Source organism: Tenacibaculum sp. AWR4_210 (assembly GCF_056160945.1).
In genome coordinates this window covers 224282-248378 of sequence record NZ_JBSWYF010000006.1, presented here as the reverse complement: position 1 = coordinate 248378, position 24097 = coordinate 224282, and the positions used below count along the sequence as shown (strand labels likewise).

Sequence of the window (24097 nt, the reverse complement as noted above, 5' to 3'; positions counted from 1 at the left end):
GCAGGGGCTTTAAGTTGTCTCGATGTGATTAAATAATCATCTAAAGTTATCGAATCCGAAAAAGAGCGAAGTACCTGTTCCGTGATACGATGTAAGCTGTGTACTTGCTAGTCTGATGAGTTGGCTACTTATGTCAGTGTTTTCGATAGCTGTATTTCAAAAGTAGTGCCTTTGCCAATTTCTGATTTGAGCACGGCAATCTTACCTTTGTGATAATCGTTAATTATGCGCTTTGAGAGCGATAGGCCTAAGCCCCAACCTCTTTTTTTGGTGGTAAATCCCGGTTTAAATACCTGTTTAAATTGCGATTTAGGAATCCCTTTACCAGTATCTGTTACCCGGATTTTAAGGAATTTCGCCTTGTTGTCTATCTCGAGTTTTAGTTCACCTTTACCTTGCATGGCATCGATAGCGTTTTTAAGTAAATTCTCAATCACCCAACCAAAGAGTTCTTTATTCAAAGGTAACTCCGTTGCATCAGTATTTGAGCTAAACTCAAAGTGTAATTGCTTGGAACTTCTCGAAGCTAGGTAGTTGAAAACATTGCGGCTAATAGCCACTACGTCTTGTGGCAATAGTTCGGGCAAGGAACCTATTTTCGAAAATCTGTTTGCAATAATATTTAATCTGTTGACGTCTTTTTCTATTTCATCTACATAACTCGGATCAATATCTTCTGTCCGCAATATCGCAATCCATCCGAGTAAAGAAGATAGCGGTGTTCCAATTTGATGAGCGGTTTCCTTGGCCATCCCCGTCCATAATTTGTTTTGTTCTGCTATTTTTCCAGACTTAAAAACCATATAAATGATACTTAAGAAGAGTCCTAAAATTAGCAATAGGGCAAGAGGGTAGTATTTTAGCTTGTATAGCAAATCAGAATTCCGATAATACACGTATTGTTTAGGAGTATTTTTATAGCTAATTTCAATGGGAGTATTTTGGGCTCTCATGAGCTCTAATTGCTCTTGAAGGTAGCCATTTCGAAGTACTTTAAGGCTGTCGAGATTTTGACTTTCAATGATATTTCCGTCAACATCGGTTAAGATAAGCGGAATGTTTTGGATGCTTTCAATAACTTTACCTTCTACATTAAACTCATCATTCAAATTTTCGTTAGCGTCGAATTCTTTTAGAGCCGTGGCAAACAACTCCATTTTTAATCGTTCTTCTTCTTTAAATTTTTGGAAAAAAATATAGGTATTCCACAGGATAAAGGAAACGATTAGCACGGAAATAAAAATGGCGATACGCTTTAGCCAAAAGGTGTTTTGAAAAAAACTCATAGGTCAAATATAAACTATTCTAAACTATAACAGGTTATGTAATTCTGTAGTATATTTACAGTAAAATAAAATTAGAAATGTTATCTATAAATCCCAATGATATTCCAGTAGGTAAACTACACAGTTACCTCTTAGGTGCCATAGCGCCAAGACCCATCGCTTTTGCGAGTACTATCGATGAGGAGGGGAGACCTAATTTATCGCCATTTAGTTTTTTTAATGTATTTGGAGCCAATCCTCCAATCATGATTTTTTCGCCAGCGAGAAGCGTACGTGCCAATACCACTAAACACACATTGGACAATGCAGAAGCGACCAAAGAAGTAGTCATTAATGTGGTCAACTACGACATAGTGCAGCAGATGTCATTGAGCAGTACGATGTACCCGAAAGGAACAAATGAATTTGAAAAGGCGGGATTAACAATGCTAGCTTCTGAAAAAGTAGCTCCCTTTCGCGTTGCAGAATCGCCAGTACAATTTGAATGTATCGTAAAAGAGGTCATTCATACCGGAACTGAGGGAGGTGCCGGAAACCTAATCGTTTGTGAAGTGGTGAAAATGCATATCAATGAAGAGGTGTTGGCAGCAGATGGAAGTATAGATCAGCATAAAATAGATTTAGTTGCCCGAGCTGGTGGAAGTTATTACACCAGAGCTAAAGATGGTTTTTTTGAAATTCCTAAACCGATAGCAACCTTAGGTATCGGTGTCGATCAAATTCCAGAGCCTATACGGTTTAGTAAGGTGTTGACGGGGAATAACCTCGGGATGTTGGGGAACGTTGAGCAATTACCTTCTGAGGAGGCTGTTGATAACTTTAAGCAAGAACATCCAGAATTTGTGGGGCTCACTGAGGAAAAAAAACATACTTTTGCACAAGAGTATTTAGAAAATAATGATGTAGAAAGTGCTTGGAAAGTACTTTTAATTAAATAGCATAGTAATGGAAGTAATAGGTAAAATTAAATTGATTCACGCAACGCAAACTTTTGGAAGCAACGGATTCCGTAAGCGTGAGATGGTCGTGACTACAGATGAGCAATATCCTCAAATGATTTTGATTGAATTTATTCAAGATAAATGTGATATTTTAGATAGCTACCAAGTAGGACAAGATGTTAAGGTATCTATCAATTTACGTGGAAGAGAGTGGATCAATCCACAAGGGGAAGCAAAGTACTTCAACTCTATCCAAGGTTGGAGAATTGAGAACTTAGCGCAAGCAGCAGCTCAAAATATTCCTCCTGCAGACAGCTTTGCTCCAGCTCCTGATTTATCAGATAATGAGCCAGACGATTTACCTTTCTAATACGTTAGGAAAGAAAAATATAGAGAAAGAGCGGGTTTCCGCTCTTTTTTTTTGCATAATTTATGATTTATAACGGAAAATTGCATTTTTTTTAACGGAAAACCCGTTTTTAAAATCGAGAATGCGTAGTACCTTTGTACCATCATCACTCAGTATGTACTGAGAGAGGAATTTAAGGGGAAAACAAACCTTCTAGCCAGGTCTAGAAGGTTTTTTAAAAAAATCATTATATGAGTATAGTTAGAAGGGTACTGATATAAAAAAACACCTTAATCGCTTGCGTTCGATTAAGGTGTTTACTTTTTATTGAAAGTGTCAGTTTTTTTGTTAGCTAACCATACTAAATATTGCCCATGCATAAATAGCAAATCTCAAAAAGCGGAACAAGCCAAAAACAACGACTCCTTTAAATGGATATTTAATCATTCCCGCCGTCATACAACTTATAGAGAAAGGTAGGGGCAATAAGGCACCTACTAAAATCAAGAAACCACCCCACTTGCTAGTGTTTTTAAGGTGTTTCGCCATTTTTACTTCGAGGTACTGTTTTACAGCATTGATTTTTAAGGCTGCTCGCCCTATAAAATACGATATAATTCCTCCTGAGTAAGAAAGTGTTGCTAAGAGTGATAAATTGAGTATCGGATCGGCAGTTTTCTTTGACCAAGCGATAAAGATCTCTGGCGGTATTAGCCCTAATAAGGTTTCTGAAACAAAAAAGGTTGTCAATACTCCGACGCGAGAAAAGGTCTCGGTCATCGCTTGCAATCCATCGTTGATATTGTACACGTATTTGTTAAAGAGTATAAGTCCTATTACCACACCGGCAATTGGCCAAAAGGCCTTCTTCAAGCTCTCCCAGATAAACATGTAAAAACCAGTTCGCTGGTAGTAAACATGAAGTCTTTTTGCTTTAGGAGTTGGATTTTTTTTCTTTCTTTTTTTAGAATCTTTCATTACTTCGTTTCCTCGTATTTTGAAGCCGCAAAAATACGAGGTAATCTGGCATATATCAAAGAAATATTGTTAATTCTATGCACATTTTCAAAGAAATGGAATAGGAATCCTAAAGCCGTTAAATTTTGAGTCTTTAACTAATTTCAATTGCTTGCTTTTTGGGAGTGTTGTGAATTGATTATTTTAGCAAAAACCGACCTTATTTATGAAGTTGACCAAACTGATAGAACAGATTTTTAAAAAGTACTTACCTTCACCGTTTACCATTGCCGTATTGTTGACTTTGACCACCATGCTGCTTGCACTCCTCTTTACAAAACCGGATGCGGTGTCGACCGTGGCCTATGGCGAGCAAATACTGTTGAGTTGGAAAGACGGAGTTTGGACAAAAGGCTTGATCGAGTTTGCTTTTCAAATGATGCTCATCTTAATATTGGGGCATGTATTGGTGTTGAGCAAGCCCGTGAGTCAAATCATCGTAAAAATTGCACGCTATGCAACGTCGACAGCCACCAGTGCTGCTTTGGTGGCAAGTACTACGATGTTAGTGGCATTTTTTAACTGGGGGCTCGGTTTGATCTTTGGGGCATTGATGGCACGCAAAGTAGCAGAACATGCACAAAAAAGAGGTGTGGATATAAACTATCCGATCATCGGAGCTGCCGGGTATACGGGGTTGATGGTGTGGCACGGAGGAATTTCGGGCTCTGCTCCAATAAAGATTAATGAAAGTGGCCATATTAAAGGACTGATGGAGTCCGTTTCATCACCAGAGCTACTCGACCAAATTCCTGATACCATTAACTACGGAGCCACGGTGTTGAGCTGGTGGAATTTGCTTATATTTTTCGCGGTACTGCTTACCGTGTCTGGACTTTTCTATTTTTTGGGGAAACGATCAAAACCGACAAAATTTCACTTACCCGAGTACGAAATGTACAGGGAAGTAAAAGCGACAGACTTTTCTGAAAAACTCGATCAATCGAGGTGGTTGGCCTATGGCTTTGGAGGAATTATTTTGTTGAGTTTCTGGTTGAGTTACGGTGGGCAAGTAGCACGTTTAAAAATAACTCCCAATCTCATTAATTTCTTTATGTTAGGCTTGGCAATAGTATTGCACGGTAGCTTTAAGAGCTTTACCAAAGCCGTTGGAGATTCTATTGGAGATATCTCGGGGATACTCATTCAATTTCCTTTGTATTTTGGGATTATGGGAATCATGAAGGGAACGGGAATGGTCGCTTTGATTTCTGGATATTTTGCCGCTATTTCCACAGAAGTTACCATGCCAATTTTAACTTTCTTTAGTGCTGGTTTGGTCAATATTTTTGTGCCGAGTGGAGGTGGGCAATGGATTGTTCAAGGCCCTATAGTGGTAGAAAGTGCGTTACAACTCGGAGTTCCTTTACCCAAAGCGATAATGGCGTTGGCCTATGGTGATCAGATTACAAACATGTTGCAACCTTTTTGGGCATTGCCGCTTTTGGGAATTACTAAATTGAAAGCGAAAGAAATTTTACCCTATACCTTACTCGCAATGTTAGTTGGAACCGCCGTATACTTATTGGGATTACTATTGTTATGCTAGTGATTAGTTGTATTTTTGCACCTATAAGTACTACAGATGATTTGGCTCGGAGAAAATATTGAATTTCCACCTTATGAATATACTACTGAAGACGGAATCTTAGCTCTTGGAGGAGATTTGTCTACAGAACGATTGATACACGCATACCAACGTGGTATTTTTCCTTGGTTTAATGAAGGAGAACCCATAGTTTGGTACTGCCCCTTAGAGCGTATGGTATTGTATCCGGAAGAAGTGAAGGTGAGTAAATCTATGAGAAAGATTTTGCGAACTTCTGATTTCACAATCACGGAAAATAAAGCCTTTGCCGAGGTTATCTTTAATTGTAAGTACATTCAAAGAGAAGGACAAGACGGTACGTGGATCACTGATGCCATGCTTTCCGCGTATTTGCAGTTACACAAATTAGGAATTGCAAAGTCCATAGAAGTATGGCGAAACCAAAAATTGGTGGGAGGCTTGTACGGGATTGATTTGGGGAACGGTGTTTTTTGTGGAGAAAGCATGTTCAGCAAAGAATCCAACATGAGCAAGGTGGCTTTTATTCACCTCGCTCAAAATTGTGGATATAAACTTATAGATTGCCAAGTGTACAACGATCACCTAGCGAGTTTGGGGGCCATAGAAATTCCAAGAAAGTTATTTTTAAGCTATTTACTTTCTTAATTAAGACCAAAGGTGTTTTTTAATAAATCTGGACTGATTAGCTGCACTATAAGTGTCACGATAAGTGCAATAATGAATATAAATAAGGCCGCAAGGATACAGCAAATGATTAGCACTACAATAAACCTGAGTAATTTGCCAAGTGTTTGCTTCCACGAGTGTTTTAAAAGTTTTGTGAAGGTATACAAGTAGTACACCACCGTCATGAGTAAGCTGTATGCGTAGATATTGGGAGAAATAAAGTAGCCCAAAAAGAAGGTAAGTATGGTAAAGTACATAACCGTTCCTTGCATATAAGCATTGATGACCAAATGCTCTCCAAAGTTATACGGTTTACGGTAGGTGAGCCAACTGATCAGGGCATAAAAAGGGAGGAATAAAAAAGTCATGATATTGTAGTACTTCAAGAAAAACTGCCACCATGCATTTTGAAATTTAATCTGGGCTTTCGCGCTATTTTGTTGTCTCAATCTCTTTTTGTATTCTTTTTCACTCAAGTTAAGGGCAGACAGGTCTTCCGTCGCTTGCTTTTCGAGTTCCATCATCTGCTCTGAAATCAGACTCTTCTGTATCGTTTGGTATTCGTCGGCGAATAGGTTGAACATAAGTAGTGTTAATGCAGCTCCAAGAGCTAGGTAGCCAAAGGGATTAACATAGCGCTTTCTGACCCCCATCAAATATTCTTTCAGTAATACATGTGGGCGGGTAAACATCGTTTTAAAGGTTCGGAAAAATAGGCTGTCAAAGCCCAACATAGCTAGGAGTTCTCCGATTAAAAAACGAAAGGTAATTCTATTTGTGATTACTTTAGCCCCACAGTGATCACAAAACAAAGCCTCGGCTTCGAGTTTTTCGTGGCAATTTTTACAGTGCATAGTATTTTGTTAGGTTGTTGATTTGAGGGCTAATATAAAAATATTTTAAAAACTGCTACGAATAAAAAAAACCGCTCGAAAGCGGTTTTTGAAATTATTGAAGTACTTTAAATTCGATGGTGGAATCTGTAAATACAGTATGGGTTTGTGTTTTGAAGTCCTTTTCATCGGCCTTGTAAATGTTATCCACATAGGTTTGTGGGTTGAGGTCTATGAGAGGAAACCAGGTACTCTGCACTTGAATTTGCAATTTATGTCCTTTTTTGACGGTGTGAAAAACATCCTGCAGAGTTATCGAAACTTTTGTTTTTTTGTTCGGAACAAAGGGTTCTGGTTTTGAAAAACTATTTCTAAAACGTCCGCGCATTACCTCGCTGCGTACCATCATGTGATAGTTGCTTAATTTTTGATGCGTTTGCATATTTTTGTTATCGTTTTCCATATCGGCTGGATGTACGTCTATTACTTTAACCACCCAATCTGCTGCTGTTCCTGTGGTAGCGACATTGAGCTTTGCTACGATATCCCCAGCCAATTGCAAGTCTTGTTCTAAAACAGGAGTTTCAAATACTAAAACATCTGGACGACGTGCAGCAAAACGCTGATCATCGGTCATGTATTTTCTAGGAGTGAAGACAGTCTTAATATCTTCAGAATAAGGTACAGGGTGTTTGATGTCACTTACGAAATTCACTTTGTCTACCGCCGGAGCTTTACGTGTTAGCGATTGCTCTGGAGCCAAATAAAAAGACTGACTGACAACCTCTTTTGGTGGCCAAGTGTCAAATGATTTCCAATCTCTTTTTCCTGTGTCGTATACATAGGCTTCCGGTAAACCGCTGTTTTTTGAACCGTCACCCTTTAGAAAGTGATTGAAAAATTTACTTTCTATATTTTTTTGAAATTTTAAAGAAATTGAGTCTCCAAAATAGTAATTTCCTACGGCGTTGGTCGCGCTACTACTTGCCCATCCACCGTGATCCCAAGGTCCAAATACCATGGTGTTGTAATTGTTGGGTTGGTGGCGTTCGATACCTTTGTAAGTTTCCAAAGGACCGTAAAGGTCTTCTGCGTCAAACCAACCTCCCACGACCATAGTAGCTACCGTTGAAGGAACTTTGTCTAAGTGTTGGATCAGTCCTTTGCGCTGCCATACTGAATCGTAATTCGGGTGTTCTATGATTTCTTTCCAAAAAAAGTCATCTACTTGTTCGGTGTGTGCTACTTTGGTATCTAAATGATCGTATTTGAAATAGCTATTGAGGTTTTTTAAAGGGCCTTTATCTAAAAAGAACTGGTATTGATCTTTGGTTTTCATATCCGGAAAAGCGTACCAAGCAGAGTCTGTTGGTTGATCTTTATACGTTCCGAAAAGTGAGATTGCTCTGAAATAACTCAACATAAAAGCCCCGTTATGGTGAAAGTCGTCGAAAAAGAAATCGCCAATACAGGCCTGAGGAGAGGCCGCTTTTAATGCTGGGTGGGCATCAATAGTCGAAACCGTAGTATAGTGACCTGGGTAAGAAATTCCCCAAGTTCCCACATTACCATTATTGTTAGCCACGTTGTTTACAAGCCAGTCAATAGTATCGTAAGTATCACTGGTTTCGTCAGTTTGTTTCCCTGTTTTATTAGGAATGTACGCACGCATATTATCGTAAACACCTTCACTCATCCAGCGTCCGCGAACGTCTTGGTAAACAACGATGTTTCCTTCTTTCATTAAGGTACTATTCGGCCCAATGCGCTTTCTAAACGTATCCGCTCCGTAAGGTCTACAGCTATAAGGGGTTCGTTGTAATAATATTGGGTATTTCTTACTCGTGTCTTTTGGACTGTAAATGGTGGTGTGAAGTAGTGTTCCATCACGCATAGGAATTTTTACCTCCTGTTTGCTGTAGTGTTGGGCCACGTAATTTTCTTCAGTGACTTTTTTTGGGGCAGTTTTCGTTTTCGAACAGCTCGATAAGAAAGCAACTGCCATACATAGACTAAGTCTAACCAGTAGTTTCATAAGTAGTATCTTTAAATAAGTTGGTTTGATTGGTATATCACACCACTATGAACAAATATTTAAGGTTGGTTTTAGCGCTCCGAGGAGTGGAAGCAAAACCGTAATTCTGGCACCTAATGTACAGATAAGATTTTGATATCTTCTTAATTAAATGTTAAAGACGTTAATAGTGTGTTAAAGAATTAGAGGAAAGCACGTATCTTGTGAAGCATGAAATGTATTAAAATTTTAGGGTGGATTTTTGTGAGTCTTTTGATAGGCTGTACTCCAAAACCCACCGAAAATAAGTCTGTTAATAGCTCGGTGAAGCGCGAGAAAAAACGAGAAAAACCTCAATTGAATCCGGAATTTTACAATGTCGGATTCGTCATTATGGAGGGAACTTTTAATACTGAACTGACCGCTCCCTTTGATATTTTTCAGCATACGAAGTACCGAAAAGCGATAAAGGGAATGAATGTATTTACCCTAGCGAAAACTACCCAACCCATTCGTACCTTTGAAGGTTTGTTAGTGCAGCCCGATTTTAACTATGTAACCGACAGCTTACCCAAAATTGATATTTTGGTGGTACCCAGCGCCGAACACCATTTGGATTCTGATTTGGAAGATGTTGAACTGATTAACTTTGTTAAAAAAGTGGGCGCGGAGGCTACTTGGGTAACTTCTCATTGTGATGGTGCTTTTGTATTGGCAGAAGCCGGTTTACTGACGGGGAAAGCAGCTACTACGTTTCCTTCAGATATCGAAAAAATGAAAAATCGATATCCAAACATCGATGTGAAACAAGATGTGTTATTTGTGCGTGATGGAAAGTATATTACTTCCGTTGGCGGTGCAAAATCTTTTGAGGCAGCCCTGTATTTGTGTCAGCTTCTTTACGGAGAAGCCATAGCTAAAGACTTGGCCAAAGGTCTAGTTATCGATTGGAACCTCAAGCAACTCCAATTCATTGAAACCAAGTAAAAGGAAGACAAACTTGACAAATTATGTAACAATTGTTACATAAATAAGTAGGATTTTTAACAGAAATAGGTACTTTAATCCTATCATAATTAATAATATTGCATACTTTGAACTCCTAATACGTCAATGTATTGTAAAGATAAGAATTTATGAATATTCGAAAACAAGTTAGATTAAGCATTTGGATGGTTTGTTTGTTCAGTTTTCTCAGCTGGACAGCTCCCGTGAATGCACAGATTTTTGATCCAGTAAAGTGGACGACCGCAGTTGAAAAAGTATCTGATACAGAGTACCATTTGATTGCGACAGCACTCATAGAAAAAGATTGGCATATTTATTCACAAAACGTCGATAAAGGCGGACCTATTCCTACTACTTTTTTCTTTACAGAGAGCGCTGATTTTAAGAGATTAGGAAAGGTCATCGAAGAAAAGGGGCATACAATTCAAGATGCTACTTTTAACATGCAGGTAAAATCGTTTAGTGATAAAGCCAAGTTTGTCCAAATAATAAAATTGGAAAATCCTGTGAAAACGGTGAAAGCCTCCGTAGAATTTATGGTGTGTATGGACACGCGTTGTTTACCTCCGAAAGAAGTGGATTTAGTTTTTGACTTGAACAAAGCAAAACTGACCAAAGGAAACACCGTTGCTGGTGGGAGTGCTAAAAAGGATAAGGGAACCAAAGGATTGTGGTCTATATTTATCATTGCATTTTTATCAGGGTTTACCGCTTTACTAACTCCCTGTGTATTTCCAATGATTCCGATGACAGTGAGTTACTTTACCAAGCAGAGTAAAAATAAGGCGAAAGGAATTAGCAATGCTATTCTTTACGGAGTGTTTATCATTGTTATCTATGTGTTATTAGGAACCGTTGTTACCAAAGTTTTTGGTTCAGAATCATTGAACGAGCTGTCTACAAATGTGTATTTTAACTTGGTGTTTTTTGTGATTTTGGTGGTCTTTGCAGCTTCTTTCTTAGGAGCTTTTGAGTTGAGCTTACCGAGTTCATGGAGTACCAAAGTAGATGCGCAGGCCGATAGAGGTGGGTTTTTAGGTATTTTCTTTATGGCTTTAGCACTTGCTATTGTGTCGTTTTCTTGTACCGGACCTATTGTAGGTACTTTGTTAGTCGAATCGGCAACACAAGGTGGGCTTGCTCCGATGATTGGAATGTTTGGTTTTTCATTAGCCATTGCCTTGCCATTTACCTTATTCGCTATTTTCCCAGGATGGATGAATTCACTTCCAAAATCTGGAGGGTGGCTCAATACAGTGAAAGTGGTATTAGGATTTTTAGAATTGGCCTTTGCATTCAAATTTTTATCGAATGCTGATTTGGTACTGCAGTTACATTGGTTAGAACGCGAGGTGTTCTTGGCAATATGGATCGCTATTTTTGGAGCATTAGCACTGTATTTGTTTGGGAAGATTACCCTTCCACACGATAGCCCACAAGATCGAATTTCTGTAGGAAGGCTCATGTTAGGCTTATTATCATTGACCTTTACCATCTATATGTTACCGGGAATGTGGGGAGCGCCATTGAACCTAATCAGTGCCTTTCCACCAGCGCAACACTACAGTGAATCGCCATATGGAGTAGGCTATCAAAAATTGGCTAAGATTCCAGCACAGCCGTCTTTTGGTGATTTTGGAGTAGGTAGCGAGAAAACCGAACATGAAGCAGGAGTGCCCGAGGGAGCGCACTTGATGCCTCCACATGATATTTTGGCCTTTAACGACTACGATAAAGGACTGGCTTATGCAAGGAAGGTGAACAAACCGGTATTGATTGACTTTACAGGACAGGCTTGCGTAAATTGTAGAAAAATGGAACAGAACGTATGGCCTCAAGACAAAGTGTTGAGCGTCTTAAAAAACGATGTTGTTTTGATCTCTTTATATGTCGATGACAGGAGAATGCTCGCAGAGGAAGATCAGGTGGAATCGAAGTTGCGTCCAGGGAAAAAATTAAAGCGCATCGGTGAAAAATGGACCGAATTTCAAACTATTAAATACAAAACCAACTCCCAACCGTATTACGTACTTATAGATGCTGACGAAAACTCATTGGTAGCTCCTGTTGCGTATACTCCTGATGCTGAGGAATACTACAATTGGCTTCAGTCGGGAATCAAAGAATATAAGTAACAAGTTAATAGCTTGTTTCATAGAGGGTTGCTTTTTTGAGTAGCCCTCTTTTTTTTGAGGTACTTTTTAGTAGGTTCTCCGGTAGTATGTGTAGAATTCAAGGAAAACGTTGTACCTTTGCAGCGGCATGAGAATAAGACAACTTTCAGATTGGTTACCTACTACGAACAAGGAGGTGAAGTTACGAGGATGGGATGAATTAGATGTAATCCTTTTTAGTGGAGATGCGTATGTAGATCATCCGGCATTTGGACCTGCAGTTATTGGACGTATTTTAGAGAGCTATGGTTTAAAGGTAGCGATAGTACCACAACCGAGTGTACATGATAACTTGCAAGATTTTACAAAGCTAGGAACACCTCGTTTGTTCTTTGCCGTGACTGCGGGTTGTATGGACTCTATGGTGAGTAATTATACCGCGAGTAAGCGCAGGAGAGACAAGGATGCCTATACTCCGAATGGAGACAAAGGATTTCGTCCTGATTATGCGACTACCGTATACACCAAAATTTTAAAAGAGAAGTTTCCAGAGGTTCCCGTGCTTATTGGAGGTATTGAAGCTTCGTTGCGAAGAGTAACACATTACGATTATTGGTCAAATAAACTGATGCCTTCTATTTTAGAAAGTTCAGGAGCCGATATGTTGGTATACGGAATGGGAGAACAACCATTACGTGAATTGGTAAGCCTTTTACAGAAAGGAGTTCCTTTTGATAGTTTAAAAACCATCAAACAGACGGCAGTGCTCTTGGAAGCAGGTGATAAAGTTCCTAAAAATAAGAACTGGCAAGATGTAGAAATTGCTTCACACGATACTTGTTTACAGGATAAAAAAGCCTACGCGGCGAATTTTAAAGTAATTGAACAAGAATCGAACAAGCTGTATGCTAGGAGGATTTTTCAAGAAATCGGAAGTAAAAAGTTAATGATCAACCCTCCGTATCCGACTATGACGGAGAAGGAAATTGACGGTTCTTTTGACCTGCCGTATACGCGTATGCCGCATCCGAAATACAACAAGAGAGGTCCAATTCCAGCTTATGAAATGATTAAGTTTTCGGTGAATATTCACCGTGGATGTTTTGGAGGTTGTAGCTTCTGTACCATTTCGGCACACCAAGGAAAATTTATCGCTAGTAGAAGTAAAGAATCTGTTTTAAAGGAAGTTGATGAACTTACCAAAATGGATGATTTTAAAGGCTATTTATCAGATATCGGTGGTCCATCGGCCAATATGTATCAGATGAAAGGAAAAGTACAGGCTATCTGTGATAAATGTGTAGCTCCTTCGTGTATTTCTCCGGTTATTTGTAGTAATCTAGACACTTCTCATAAGCCGTTAACAGAACTCTATCAGGCTGTTGATAAGCATCCGAAAGTAAAAAAGTCGTTTATTGGAAGTGGTATTCGTCACGATATGCTCGTTCCGGAGTTCAATAAAAATGCAGATCCGAAAGAACTCGATGCCTATACGGAAGAGGTGATGACAAAGCACGTTTCAGGACGTTTAAAAGTGGCTCCTGAGCATACTTCTGACCCCGTATTGAAACTCATGCGAAAGCCGTCGTTCCATTACTTTCACAAGTTTAAAGACCGCTTCGATCGCATCAATAAAAAACGAAAACTCAATTTACAATTGATTCCGTACTTTATATCTAGCCACCCAGCCTGTGAACCTGAAGACATGGCTAATTTGGCGGCAGAGACTAAAGATATGGGATTCCAATTAGAACAAGTACAAGATTTTACCCCTACGCCTATGACAGTGGCTACGGTAATCTATTACAGTGGGTATCACCCGTATACACTTAAGGAAGTAAATACTCCGAAAACGAAGCAAGAAAAGTTAGATCAACACAAATTTTTCTTCTGGTATAAGAAGGAGAATAGAAAGTGGATTAAAGACAAACTAACGAAAGTTGGGAGGACTGATTTATTGAAAAAATTACTTCCAGAAGATGCTTCATGGCGAAAAAATAAGCCAGGGAAGGCCAAAAATACTTTTGATGACGCCGTAACTTTTAAAGGAGCGACAAAGTCGCCGCGTAACAAATCGAGAAGATTTAAAAAGAAACGCAGGTGATTTTTGTAGTTAAATAAGTTGATATTAAACTTCTTAGCGATGCTTCTGAGAAGTTGATTAGCGCACTATTATAGATTGTATTCATCTCTTAAAGAGGTGTTTATGCTGCGTTTTATGAATTTATTTGAAGGGTGCTGCACCATTACTTTTGATTATTTGCGACGTGTTGTGTGATCTTGTGATGGTTTTTAGCCACGGTTGCTGCATATACCTTGTGTTGGTCAATTGTTCCTTTGTAAATTGAAGAAGAGAACACGCTTTTTTGTCTGTAATGGCCTCCGATGAAATACCTTGACATATTTTTTTTGAAGTGAATAAGTGATCTTTGTTATAGCTGTTAGAAGCATGATGCAAAGCTTCGAAAGCTCGTATTTATTAACTTAAAAAAGAGGATCATGGAAAATAATACAGACCAACGAATGGTAGAGTTACTCTGTTTTGGCATTGGCTTTTTAACCGTAGCATTTATTACCTTTATCTTCATCTACGCCGGTAGAGTAGGGCTATTTCTGGCACCGCTTTCAGCATTTTTATCCGTACTGATGGGCTACTATCTGTGCAAAGATATCCTAGAGTTTTTTAAACCAAAGGTAAGGTAAAGTAAGCAGCATTCTAAATACAGCCAGGTCTAATATAGTTGATTTAAAGCGCACATTTTTATTAGTGTATCTTCTAGATTTGACGTTTTGTCAATTTTGGGGTTATTTATTCGTAACTATAAAGTCTTATAATATTGTTTTACTCCTTTTTTTTTAGGAGTCAAAATGTTAAAGTTTGACTTTTTTTACTGTTTTTTTTCTTGTTTTTACCAGGCTGTTTTTATCGATTGACTTTATTCATTCATGTAATATTATTCTTGTTAGCTTTTATAGTTTTTTAGTTCCATTAAATAGACGGATATTTTATGGTAATATCTTCTATCTTATTTTTGTCGAATAGCGCTGTATTACTGGGGGCTATGGAGCCTTCACCCCACAAACTTCCTTGCTTTTAGTGTTTTGGTTTTTGAAATTGCTACTACGATTTCTAAATCAATTTTCTATGACACAATTATGTAAAAATATCTCCATCCTTATAACAATGATCCTGTCATGGAGCATGTCAGGACAAAGCAAAGAGGTAACGGGGACAATTACGAATAAGAAAGATCCTTTGATGGGAGTAACTGTTTTAATCAAAGGGACAACAAAAGGTACTACTACAGATGTACAAGGATTCTATAAAATAGAAGTCACGGAGGGTACTGTGTTGACTTTTCATTTTCTCGGGATGAAAACGGTAGAGAAAAAAGTACTATCCACGACAACTGTAATGGATGTGGAAATGGTAGAAAATGCTACCTTGGATGAGGTGGTGATTACTGCGCTGGGGATAAAGAAGCAAAAAAAGAGCTTGGGATATGCCCAGCAATCAATTCGGGCAGAAAAGCTTGTTTCAAGCAAACAAACGGATGTCTCCAATGCCTTGTCAGGAAAAATAGCAGGGGTTCAGGTGGTCGGTGCACCTTCGTCAGGATTTAAAACGTCCACCATTCGACTGCGTGGTGATGTGAATGTCTTGTACGTAGTAGATGGGGTCCGATTACAAAACATCAACGATGTAAATCCCGAAAATATAGTGAACATGTCCGTATTAAAAGGATCTGCGGCGAGTGCCTTATACGGTCCGGAAGGCGCACACGGGGTCGTAATTATCAATACGGTAAATTCCGTCAATCCTGGGGAAACTCAAATCATCTACGATGGAGCTGTTGAATTGGGGAACTCGGATTATTTTATGCCAAAATTACAAACCGAATACGGAGGTGGGTATAGTCAAAAATTTGATGTGTTTCACTTTGATGCGACTAAAGACCCAGCGTCATGGGCAGTTTTTGAAGGAGACCTGATGCCCCAGTACTACGCAGACGAATCGTGGGGACCTAAGCTCGATGGAACCCTTGTAAGACAGTGGTATAGCTGGGTGCCTAGTAATGCGAAGTTCGGACAAAAAACACCTTGGAAATACTATGGAGGATCCGCAGGTTTTTTTCAAACAGCAGTAAGTACCAAACACAATTTGACGTTTAACAAAACTGGCGAAAGCTATAATCTCAAGGTTAATCTATTGAGAAATGATAGAACGCTTACCTTGCCGAATACCAAAAGAGTTACCAATCGTTTAACTGTCAATTTGAACATGAAGGCAACACCGAAGTTCAGTGTTGCAGCGAACATTTCATATAATGATCGCAGTACCTTAAACAATCCTCGAGAAGGCTATGGTTCTCTAGGAGCTAACTTTTATCAGTGGTGGCAGCAACAGTTGGATATTGACAATCTAAAAGACTACACGCAAGGAGGGAACAAGGTGAGTTGGAACATTCGAGGACCTCGAAATCCGCGTCCGAAGTATTGGAACTCTGTATATGCAGAGTTGTATGAGAATCTGAAGCACGATGATTACAAATCGGTTTTTGGAAATGTTGATTTTATCTATACCATTTCGAATGCGTTAAAAGCGAAACTCTCTCTGAAAAAAACCTACAACCAACTTACAGGGGATTCCAGAACTGGATTCGGTTTGTTACAACGTCCTTCCTACAAAGAATACACAATAATGAGGGATAGGAATCTTTTGGTAGGACAGCTGTTTTATAACAAAACGTTGGGCGATTTTAGTTTGGCAGCTATTGGAGGTTTTGAATATAGTGACTACAGTAATAAATTCTTTTCAGGAGCGACTGTTAACGGATTGAGCATTCCTGATTTCTTTAGCGTCGCTTCGTCTGTTGATAGACCTTCTTATACTTCGAGAACAACAATTATTAAAAACAGAGCATTGTACATAACGGGTTCGATAGGTTTTAGGAAAGACCTTTTTTTAGAAGGAAGTTATCGTCGTGACTGGAATTCGTCGGCAAGTGTTCAGCGAAATGCAGTTGATACAAAGCGTTTGTCTTTGAGTTGGATAGCAAGTGAGTTACTACCTAAAAACGATGTGTTGACTTATGTGAAATTTAGAACGAGTTTTGCTCAAGCACCCAATTTTCCGGGGGCCTATGATACTCAAGAAACCTATAGTGTATTGAAGGCTTTTGATGGTCATCCTCTTCTCGATATAAAGTCTAAAAAACCCAATCCATTTTTAAGAGGAGCGGAGCGAACGGAGTTTGAAGTGGGGTCTGAATTTCAGTTGTTTAAAGGGAGAGTTTCTGTAGATGCTACGTACTTCAAAAAAATAGATGAAGGATTGCCTGTAAGTGTAAACATCGACCCGACAAAGGGAGTTTCAGCACTGTTCCAAAATGAAGGAAAGCAAACCTATCAAGGTTTAGAGCTGGGACTGAGTTTTATTCCTGTAAAAAATGAAAACTTTTCGTGGGAATCCAACGTAAATATCGCTCAATTGAAACGGAGGGTAGACAAAGTGAGTAATACAACCACCCGAAGTGACTATCAATTTTTAAGTTCGAGATGGGGCGGGCTCATATTGCGCAATCAGGAAGGTCATCAATGGGGAGAAGTTTACGGAAGAAAGGTAAAAGAAATTGGAGGTAAAAAAGTAATTAATGATTTAGGTACGGGATACGTAACTGAAGATACTAAGTATTTAGGAAATTACTTGCCTTCCTTTACCGGTGGGTTTATCAACTCGTTTAAATACAAAAATTTTTCATTGGCCATTGATATGGATTTTCAGATGGGGGGAAAGTATTTTTCGATCACGCGTATGTTCGTGAATTCATCTGGATTAGGTGCTGATACCGTAGGTAATAATGCACTGGGGAACCCGAAGAGAGATGATTTGACTGGTAGTAGCGGCGCTGTATTGGTCAATAGAAGTGGTGTAGGCTTAAGTGTTCCTTTTGAAAAAGCGAAAAGCAACTCAGGAGGGATTAAAATTAATGGTGTCAACCGAAATGGAGAACCGGTTTCCTATTTGGTGAATCCGCGAACCTGGTGGGGAAATCAGTTTGGGAATATGAGCGAGTTTACTTATGATGCCAGTTATCTGGCTGTCAGAAATATTAAGCTAGGGTATCAATTGCCAAATCAATTAACCCACCAACTGGGGTTTGATCAAATCAATTGCTACGCTTATGTAAACAACGCCTTTCTATTATTCAATGCGATCCCCAATATAGATCCTTCACGACTTGAACAGCCCTATGGTGATAGTGCCGTCGGAACTGTCAGTTTTATGGAAGGTGGGCAACTACCAGGGATAAGGATCTTTGGATTCAATATTCGCTTAAAGTTTTAACCTATCAAAAACGAATTACCATGAGAAAAATAATAAAAATGACGGTGATGTTACTGTCTTTGGCAGCTTGTGAAAACGCAGATTTTGGCGATGCTGTGATCAATCCGAACGAACCTAGTGTGGCCATTGCCTCTGCCTTTTTGGGTTCAGGACAACTGGCTTTAGGTAGCATATATTCTGAGGCCAGACCTTCGTTATACGTTCAATATTTGGCGAATGAACAATACAATTCGATGTCGCTTTACAGAACCCAACGATTTGATTATGTAAACTACTATCACGCTATTACAAATTTACTCAAGGTGATTGCGTTGAATACAAATCCCAAAACAAAGGAGAAAAGTAGTTTGTACGGTTCTAATAATAATCAAATTGCCGTAGCGCGATTGGTAAGGGCTTTCTATTTTCAGTTTATGACGGATAATTGGGGAATGCTTCCTTACAGCACTGCGAATGATTTATCCGTTGAGTTCAATAAGTTTGATACACAAGAGACCATATATCGGTCTTTATTTAAGGAAATTGAGGAGGCAATTTTACAGATTGATCATGGAGCTGGTCCTACAGGGGACATCATCTTTAAGGGCGATATGAGGAAATGGAGGCTATTTGGGTATTCATTGATGATGAATATGGCAGTTCGACTTTCTCATAAAGCACCGAGTTTGGGGAAAATGTATTACCAAAAAGCACTCAATGGCGGCGTGATTTTTTCAAATAATGACAATTTTTATTTCCCGTATTTAGAGGATGAAAATCATGACAATCCATGGCAAGATAGATTTCAAACCCGTTCCGATTATTTGCTCAGTGATACCTTTGTAAACGCCCTGATAGGCAAGGGAACCAATGTAGCACCAGAAGATCCGCGCCTAGAAAAATACGGTGAAAAAGCCGTGAGCACTCATGTGTACAACGGCGCTCCATATGGCGCTATTAATTCAAGAACCAATACTTTTTCATTTATCACGAAATCTGTGATTTATAATCAACGAGCAAAAGGATATCTCCTGACAGCAGCGCAAATGTATTTCAATGCGGCAGAAGCTGCGCATTACGGTTGGGATCAAAGGCATACAGCAGCGTATTATTACGAGCAAGGTATTCGAGCTTCTATGGAACAGTGGGGAGTTTCACAGGCCGATATAGTTCGATATTTGCAAAAGCGACCAGCCTTTATAGGGATGAGGTCTATTGCCTACGAAAAATGGGTAGCCCTGTTTTTACAAGGTTATGAGGCTTGGTTTGATTGGAGAAAGCAAGGAGAATTTCAAGTGCCCTTGAAAAAACCAGTGGCAGCAATTACCAAAGGAATTCCCAACAGACAAGCCTATCCGCTCAGTGCCATAAGTGCCAATGAAGCAAACTACAGAAAAGCACTCGCTTTACAAGGTCCCGACAATTTAGATACCAAAGTGTGGTGGGCTAAGTAATTCATGAAAATTTTAAGATGCCAGTACTAGCTCGTAGCCGTATCAATTAAGAGGAATTTTTTGTGAAAAAAATGTAGCGAATCACAAGGTAATGAGCGTCCCTGAACCTAGGATTTAGTAGTAATAAAGAGTAAAAATTTAAAAATAGATGAAGACATTTCGTAAGATACTGTGCTCCATTGTAAGCTGTTTCTTTACAATGCTAACGGTCTATGCACAACAAATAGAGATTGAGGGTAAAGTGACCGACGGTGTCATGCCCTTATACGGCGTTTCGATATTGAATAAAAGAACCACCCAAGGAACCACTACGGATAGCTCTGGGAAATTTAAAATCCGAGCGTCCATAGGGGCTACATTGCTAATCAGTTATGTAGGATTTCGACCAAAGGAAGTGCAAATTGTCAATCAATCTCTATTAGTAATCCAATTAAAGCCGAATGTTTTGGAAGAGGTAGTAGTTGTCGGGTTTGGTACCCAATCAAAAAGAAGGTTGACTGACAATATTGTCACCATTCAAGGAAAACAACTCCAAGAAATTCCTACGCCTAGTGTCTTTAATAGCTTGACAAGTAAAGCTACCGGAGTTCAGATAAGGAGGATGAACGGGAAAGTAGAAGGAGGTTTGAACGTTCGTATTCGAGGTCAATCGAGTCTAGGTGCAGGGAACCAACCATTGTATGTCATTGATGGTATGCCTTTGATTAACGATAATGAATCGACCAACGGGTCACCATTAAATCCCTTATTAACACTCAATCAAAATGAAATCGAATCGATAGATATTTTAAAAGATGCTTCGTCTGCGGCAATTTATGGTGCCCGAGGAGCCAATGGAGTAGTGCTTATTAGTACTAAAAAAGGGAAGTCGGGAGCAATGCAATACGACTTGAATTTTTCATCCGGCATAAGTAGCCCCAGCCATACTCGAAAATGGCTGAATGCTAAAGAATACGTCACCTTGTTTTTAGAGGCGGGAAGAAATTCTTCCTGGTCGAGTGAAGCTTTTGTGAAAAATCGCTTTGATCGTTATGCAAATCATACGGATTGGGAAAATGGAGCGGTAGATACGGATTGGCAGGGGATGGCTCTTCAACGAGGGAACACTCGGAATTTTGATTTTTCAGCGAAGGGAGGAACTAAGCATACCCAGTATTTTTTTAGTACTAATTTTAATAATACTCAAGGAATTGTTGTGGGAAATGCCATGGAGCGACTTGGAGGTCGGTTACGGGTAAATCACAAGGTTAAAAACAAGTTTGCTTTGGGGGCCAGTTTGAGCTATAGTAGGGTTGGAATTTACCGTGTGGCCAATGACGGTTCTTTTTTAACACCCCTTCAAGCAGTGGCACAGGCACCCATATCTCCTGCATTTGATGCCTCAGGAGAACCCTTTAGAAACACGGTATACGCTAATTTCTTATTAGAAAAGAAATACGCGAGAAACAAAACAACCATAAGGAGAATAATTGCAAATGTGATAGGTGCCTATGAGCTGGGAAATGGACTTGCTTTTAATAGTAATTTCGGATTGGATACCTATGCGCAGGCAACCGATGCATTCCGAGGGAAAAAAACGCCCTTTATGGCCACGAATGGAAGAGCGTATGCGTCAAGTGTAACGACGGAATCGTATAACTGGGCAAATTATTTGGAATTTAAGAAACACGACGATATTCACAGTTTTACAGGGGTGTTGGGGATGGAATACAATGAAAAAAATCGAAGGTTTATCAGTGTTACGGGGATCGAATTTCCAGAAGAAGGCTTTCACAATGTGAGTAGCGCTGCAAAAATTACGAAAGGAGATGGGGCCATTCGTAAAAATTCGTTCCTTTCGTATTTTACTCGGCTGAATTACAGTTATAAGAATAAGCTTTTAGTAAAGGCTTCGTTTCGGCGTGATGGGGCCTCCAGATTTGGTAAACAACATCGATTCGGAAATTTTGCATCCCTATCCGCAGGTTGGGTACTCAGTGAGGAGTCATTTTTTAATTTTTGGAAGGAACTGTCGTTCTTAAAAGTGAGAGGAAGCTATGGATTGTTAGGAAATGCTAATATCGGGGATTTTCGCTTTTTAAATCTTTATACGGCAAACTCATATAATAAGCTGCCGGGAATTGAAAGCTCCCAAGCGGGAAACAAGCATTTGAAATGGGAGTCTTCACGACAGTTAGATATCGGCTTGGAATTTGGGTTATTTGAAAATGATCTCAGTGGTAGTATTGTGTATTACGATAAGAGAACCGATGGCTTACTTTTTGCGAAGGCATTGCCCTATTCATCGGGTGAGTCGCAGATATACGAAAATATAGGAGGGCTTAAATCTTCCGGACTTGAGTTCGAGTTAACGGGGAAATTGTTGGATAGTAAGGATTGGTACTGGAGTATAAGTGCCAATGCAGCTCAAAATAAAAATCAGATTACCTCTTTGCCAAATGACAATGCGGATCAAATCAAAGGTCAAAATATTCTTCGCGTTAATCAGCCTGTGAATTCCTTTTATTTAATCGAGTACGCCGGAGTAGATCCTGCTAATGGAGACGCCTTGTATTATACTAATAACTTGATAAACGGTAAGCGCTCGAAGGTAGTTACCAATGATGTTTCAAAAGCCCAGAGAGTCGTAACTGGAAATCCCAATCCATTGTGGATTGGTGGTTTGACTTCCAATGTTAGGTATAAAAATGTGGACCTTTCCTGTACGATAGGCGGTGAATGGGGCGCTAAAATATACAATGGTGGAGGCCGTTACCAGTCGGCAAATGCCGATTGGTTTGACAATCAAACTCACGACCAATTAAATCGATGGCAAAAACCCGGTGACCAAACGAAAGTACCTCAACCGCGATTAGGCGATGCTAACGGAACAGCCAATTCTACACGTTGGTTAGAAAGTGGTGATTTTATCCGATTGCGGAATGTGATTGTAGGCTATAATTTTTCGCGCCGGTTTACTCAAAAAATACACCTTTCCAAGCTGCGTCTGTATATGTCTGCATTGAACTTATGGACATTGACAAATTATTCTGGTTATGATCCAGAAGCCCGATATGACGGTTCTCTACAGTCACGTGGAACCGCTTTTTATTCAGCACCCGCACCTACGACAATAGCGTTCGGAGTACAAGTTAAATTTTAAGTTGAAACTGATGAAAATAGTACAAAAAATAATTGTGTTAGTCCTGGCAGCTATTGTGATGTCTTGCGTCGATCGTTTAAATATTGCACCGCAGCAGAGTATAAGTCAGGAGCAAGCTGTTTCGAGCGAGGCTAATATTAAAGCTTTGTTGTTAGGTAGTTATACTACGTTAAGCGTAACCGGGAATAGCTTCGTAATGGCTGATTTATTAGGAAGTACCGGTCAAGTATCATGGACAGGGACCTTTGTGGGGCCTCGTCAAATTTTTAATAAAAAGATACTTAGCTATAACGGTATGATAGCGCGAAATTGGCGGTTGAATTACAAGTTAATTAATGCGGTAAACCTCGTTCTGGATAATGCGTATCAGGTCAGTGCAAAAGACAGGAATTCGTTAAAAGGACAAGCTTATTTTTTAAGAGCTTATGCGTATTTTGACTTGGTAAGAAACTTTGCGCCAAGCTACAGCGCTCGGACCGCTCATACTGATTTGGGTGTTCCCTTGCGTTTAAAAGGAATTGTCGATTATACTACTGACCAATCAATTGCTAGAAGTACAGTGAGCGAGGTATACGAGCAGATTATAGAAGATTTAAAAGCAGCGGTACTTGCCCTTCCGGAATACAATGGGGTATTTGCCGATAAATATGCCGCAAAAGGACTGCTCGCGCGCGTGTACTTGCAAAAAGGTGACTTCGAAGCGGCACGAGAGCAAGCAGATGCTGTTATTCGCTACAGTGGACGTCAATTACTTTCGGACTATTCTTTGGTTTTTAATAATGACAACAACACTAATGAAGATATACTCTCTTATCAGGTGACAGATCAAACGGGAGTCAATTTGCTTATTACCTATTACGCTTCTCAAAAACACGGGGGAAGAGGTGGAGATATTTGGATTAATAGCAGTTATTATGCGGGCTTTGATTCTAATCAGGATGTCAGAGCTTCTTTCGTTACTGACGAATACGATTTGATAAAAGATCGAGGGGGCTTGACAGCGAAGTTTATGTCGAAATACGCAAATATTACGTTGATACGTTTGGCTGAAATGTACTTAATACGGGCAGAGACTAACTTTAGACTAGGACAATCAGTAGGGGCGAGTCCAGTGTCGGATATTAATGCAATACGAAATCGAGCTGGGGCGAAAACTTTAAAGATATTGAGTTTGGCGACTATCTTACGAGAGCGTCAGTATGAATTGGCTTTTGAAGGATTTTTGATTCACGATTTAAAACGAACACATCAGTCCGTAGGTCATTTACCTTGGGATGCTGATGCATTAGTTATGCCGATCCCACAATCGGAAATGGATACCAATAAATTAATGGAGCAGAATAAAGGATATTAACAAAGGCCCTGAAAAGGGCCT

Annotated in this window: 17 protein-coding genes; 12 read left to right on the top strand and 5 right to left on the bottom strand. The window is 39.5% G+C overall.

The window, feature by feature from the left end:
• Positions 1–128: 128 nt before the first annotated feature.
• Positions 129–1286: a sensor histidine kinase gene (locus ACXAG7_RS12940; protein ID WP_476667040.1), complete on the bottom strand. Its 1158-nt coding sequence runs from the start codon at positions 1284–1286 to the stop codon at positions 129–131.
• 77 nt (positions 1287–1363) lie between these two features.
• Here ACXAG7_RS12940 and ACXAG7_RS12935 point away from each other — a divergent pair, with 77 nt between their 5' ends.
• Positions 1364–2224: a flavin reductase family protein gene (locus ACXAG7_RS12935; protein ID WP_476667039.1), complete on the top strand. Its 861-nt coding sequence runs from the start codon at positions 1364–1366 to the stop codon at positions 2222–2224.
• A 7-nt stretch (positions 2225–2231) separates the two neighbouring features.
• Positions 2232–2597, top strand: a complete 366-nt coding sequence (locus ACXAG7_RS12930) for a DUF3127 domain-containing protein (protein WP_408042920.1) — start codon at positions 2232–2234, stop codon at positions 2595–2597.
• Positions 2598–2924: 327 nt separating this feature from the next.
• Here ACXAG7_RS12930 and ACXAG7_RS12925 read toward each other — a convergent pair whose 3' ends face one another.
• The gene (locus ACXAG7_RS12925; RefSeq protein ID WP_408042921.1) at positions 2925–3554 is read right to left on the bottom strand and encodes a YqaA family protein; all 630 of its coding nucleotides are present in this window, start codon (positions 3552–3554) and stop codon (positions 2925–2927) included.
• A gap of 205 nt (positions 3555–3759) precedes the next feature.
• On the opposite strand from ACXAG7_RS12925, the gene ACXAG7_RS12920 reads away from it, so the two are divergent.
• Both ACXAG7_RS12920 and aat read left to right on the top strand, forming a co-directional pair.
• Positions 3760–5142, top strand: a complete 1383-nt coding sequence (locus ACXAG7_RS12920) for a short-chain fatty acid transporter (RefSeq protein ID WP_476667038.1) — start codon at positions 3760–3762, stop codon at positions 5140–5142.
• 36 nt (positions 5143–5178) lie between these two features.
• Positions 5179–5808 (top strand): leucyl/phenylalanyl-tRNA--protein transferase, encoded by a 630-nt coding sequence (gene aat / locus ACXAG7_RS12915; protein ID WP_408042923.1) that lies wholly within the window; start codon positions 5179–5181, stop codon positions 5806–5808.
• Here aat and ACXAG7_RS12910 read toward each other — a convergent pair.
• Together ACXAG7_RS12910 and ACXAG7_RS12905 are read right to left on the bottom strand one after the other, a co-directional pair.
• Positions 5805–6683 (bottom strand): DUF3667 domain-containing protein, encoded by an 879-nt coding sequence (locus tag ACXAG7_RS12910; RefSeq protein WP_476667037.1) that lies wholly within the window; start codon positions 6681–6683, stop codon positions 5805–5807. The two genes, aat and ACXAG7_RS12910, sit on opposite strands and share 4 nt — an antisense overlap.
• A 94-nt stretch (positions 6684–6777) precedes the next feature.
• A complete protein-coding gene (locus ACXAG7_RS12905; RefSeq protein ID WP_408042925.1) occupies positions 6778–8667 on the bottom strand; it encodes a CocE/NonD family hydrolase in 1890 nt (629 codons plus the stop codon).
• A gap of 240 nt (positions 8668–8907) precedes the next feature.
• Between ACXAG7_RS12905 and ACXAG7_RS12900 the strand changes: the two genes are divergently transcribed.
• The 3 genes from ACXAG7_RS12900 to ACXAG7_RS12890 all read left to right on the top strand — a co-directional run bounded on the left by ACXAG7_RS12900 (position 8908) and on the right by ACXAG7_RS12890 (position 13902).
• On the top strand, positions 8908–9663 hold the full coding sequence (locus tag ACXAG7_RS12900) for a DJ-1/PfpI family protein (RefSeq protein WP_476667036.1): 756 nt from the start codon (positions 8908–8910) through the stop codon (positions 9661–9663).
• Positions 9664–9848: 185 nt separating this feature from the next.
• Positions 9849–11819, top strand: a complete 1971-nt coding sequence (locus tag ACXAG7_RS12895) for a protein-disulfide reductase DsbD family protein (RefSeq protein WP_476667094.1) — start codon at positions 9849–9851, stop codon at positions 11817–11819.
• A gap of 127 nt (positions 11820–11946) precedes the next feature.
• Positions 11947–13902 carry a YgiQ family radical SAM protein gene (locus tag ACXAG7_RS12890; RefSeq protein WP_408042927.1) on the top strand — a complete coding sequence of 652 codons (1956 nt, stop codon included), beginning with the start codon at positions 11947–11949 and terminating at the stop codon, positions 13900–13902.
• Between the two features lie 142 nt (positions 13903–14044).
• Here the strand turns inward: ACXAG7_RS12890 and ACXAG7_RS12885 are convergent, their stop codons facing one another.
• Positions 14045–14200 (bottom strand): hypothetical protein, encoded by a 156-nt coding sequence (locus tag ACXAG7_RS12885; RefSeq protein ID WP_408042928.1) that lies wholly within the window; start codon positions 14198–14200, stop codon positions 14045–14047.
• A gap of 97 nt (positions 14201–14297) precedes the next feature.
• On the opposite strand from ACXAG7_RS12885, the gene ACXAG7_RS12880 reads away from it, so the two are divergent.
• The 5 genes from ACXAG7_RS12880 to ACXAG7_RS12860 all read left to right on the top strand — a co-directional run bounded on the left by ACXAG7_RS12880 (position 14298) and on the right by ACXAG7_RS12860 (position 24076).
• Positions 14298–14501: a hypothetical protein gene (locus tag ACXAG7_RS12880; protein ID WP_408042929.1), complete on the top strand. Its 204-nt coding sequence runs from the start codon at positions 14298–14300 to the stop codon at positions 14499–14501.
• 442 nt (positions 14502–14943) lie between these two features.
• Positions 14944–18147, top strand: a complete 3204-nt coding sequence (locus ACXAG7_RS12875; RefSeq protein ID WP_476667035.1) for a SusC/RagA family TonB-linked outer membrane protein — start codon at positions 14944–14946, stop codon at positions 18145–18147.
• A gap of 20 nt (positions 18148–18167) precedes the next feature.
• Positions 18168–19580, top strand: coding sequence for a SusD/RagB family nutrient-binding outer membrane lipoprotein (locus ACXAG7_RS12870; protein WP_476667034.1), 1413 nt, complete (start codon positions 18168–18170; stop codon positions 19578–19580).
• A gap of 148 nt (positions 19581–19728) precedes the next feature.
• The gene (locus ACXAG7_RS12865; RefSeq protein WP_476667033.1) at positions 19729–22722 is read left to right on the top strand and encodes a SusC/RagA family TonB-linked outer membrane protein; all 2994 of its coding nucleotides are present in this window, start codon (positions 19729–19731) and stop codon (positions 22720–22722) included.
• Between the two features lie 10 nt (positions 22723–22732).
• A complete protein-coding gene (locus tag ACXAG7_RS12860; RefSeq protein WP_476667032.1) occupies positions 22733–24076 on the top strand; it encodes a RagB/SusD family nutrient uptake outer membrane protein in 1344 nt (447 codons plus the stop codon).
• The last annotated feature ends 21 nt before the right edge of the window (positions 24077–24097 follow it).

What these genes read in the sequence shown, in the direction of transcription:
- ACXAG7_RS12895 (WP_476667094.1), top strand. Translation starts at nt 9,849, where the DNA reads ATGGTTTGTTTGTTCAGTTTTCTCAGCTGGACAGCTCCCGTGAATGCA.
- ACXAG7_RS12890 (WP_408042927.1), top strand. Translation starts at nt 11,947, where the DNA reads ATGAGAATAAGACAACTTTCAGATTGGTTACCTACTACGAACAAGGAG.
- ACXAG7_RS12885 (WP_408042928.1), bottom strand. Translation starts at nt 14,200, where the DNA reads ATGTCAAGGTATTTCATCGGAGGCCATTACAGACAAAAAAGCGTGTTC.
- ACXAG7_RS12870 (WP_476667034.1), top strand. Translation starts at nt 18,168, where the DNA reads ATGAGAAAAATAATAAAAATGACGGTGATGTTACTGTCTTTGGCAGCT.
- ACXAG7_RS12865 (WP_476667033.1), top strand. Translation starts at nt 19,729, where the DNA reads ATGAAGACATTTCGTAAGATACTGTGCTCCATTGTAAGCTGTTTCTTT.
- ACXAG7_RS12930 (WP_408042920.1), top strand. Translation starts at nt 2,232, where the DNA reads ATGGAAGTAATAGGTAAAATTAAATTGATTCACGCAACGCAAACTTTT.
- ACXAG7_RS12880 (WP_408042929.1), top strand. Translation starts at nt 14,298, where the DNA reads ATGGAAAATAATACAGACCAACGAATGGTAGAGTTACTCTGTTTTGGC.
- ACXAG7_RS12875 (WP_476667035.1), top strand. Translation starts at nt 14,944, where the DNA reads ATGACACAATTATGTAAAAATATCTCCATCCTTATAACAATGATCCTG.
- ACXAG7_RS12920 (WP_476667038.1), top strand. Translation starts at nt 3,760, where the DNA reads ATGAAGTTGACCAAACTGATAGAACAGATTTTTAAAAAGTACTTACCT.
- ACXAG7_RS12940 (WP_476667040.1), bottom strand. Translation starts at nt 1,286, where the DNA reads ATGAGTTTTTTTCAAAACACCTTTTGGCTAAAGCGTATCGCCATTTTT.
- ACXAG7_RS12910 (WP_476667037.1), bottom strand. Translation starts at nt 6,683, where the DNA reads ATGCACTGTAAAAATTGCCACGAAAAACTCGAAGCCGAGGCTTTGTTT.
- ACXAG7_RS12935 (WP_476667039.1), top strand. Translation starts at nt 1,364, where the DNA reads ATGTTATCTATAAATCCCAATGATATTCCAGTAGGTAAACTACACAGT.
- ACXAG7_RS12925 (WP_408042921.1), bottom strand. Translation starts at nt 3,554, where the DNA reads ATGAAAGATTCTAAAAAAAGAAAGAAAAAAAATCCAACTCCTAAAGCA.
- ACXAG7_RS12900 (WP_476667036.1), top strand. Translation starts at nt 8,908, where the DNA reads ATGAAATGTATTAAAATTTTAGGGTGGATTTTTGTGAGTCTTTTGATA.
- aat (WP_408042923.1), top strand. Translation starts at nt 5,179, where the DNA reads ATGATTTGGCTCGGAGAAAATATTGAATTTCCACCTTATGAATATACT.
- ACXAG7_RS12860 (WP_476667032.1), top strand. Translation starts at nt 22,733, where the DNA reads ATGAAAATAGTACAAAAAATAATTGTGTTAGTCCTGGCAGCTATTGTG.
- ACXAG7_RS12905 (WP_408042925.1), bottom strand. Translation starts at nt 8,667, where the DNA reads ATGGCAGTTGCTTTCTTATCGAGCTGTTCGAAAACGAAAACTGCCCCA.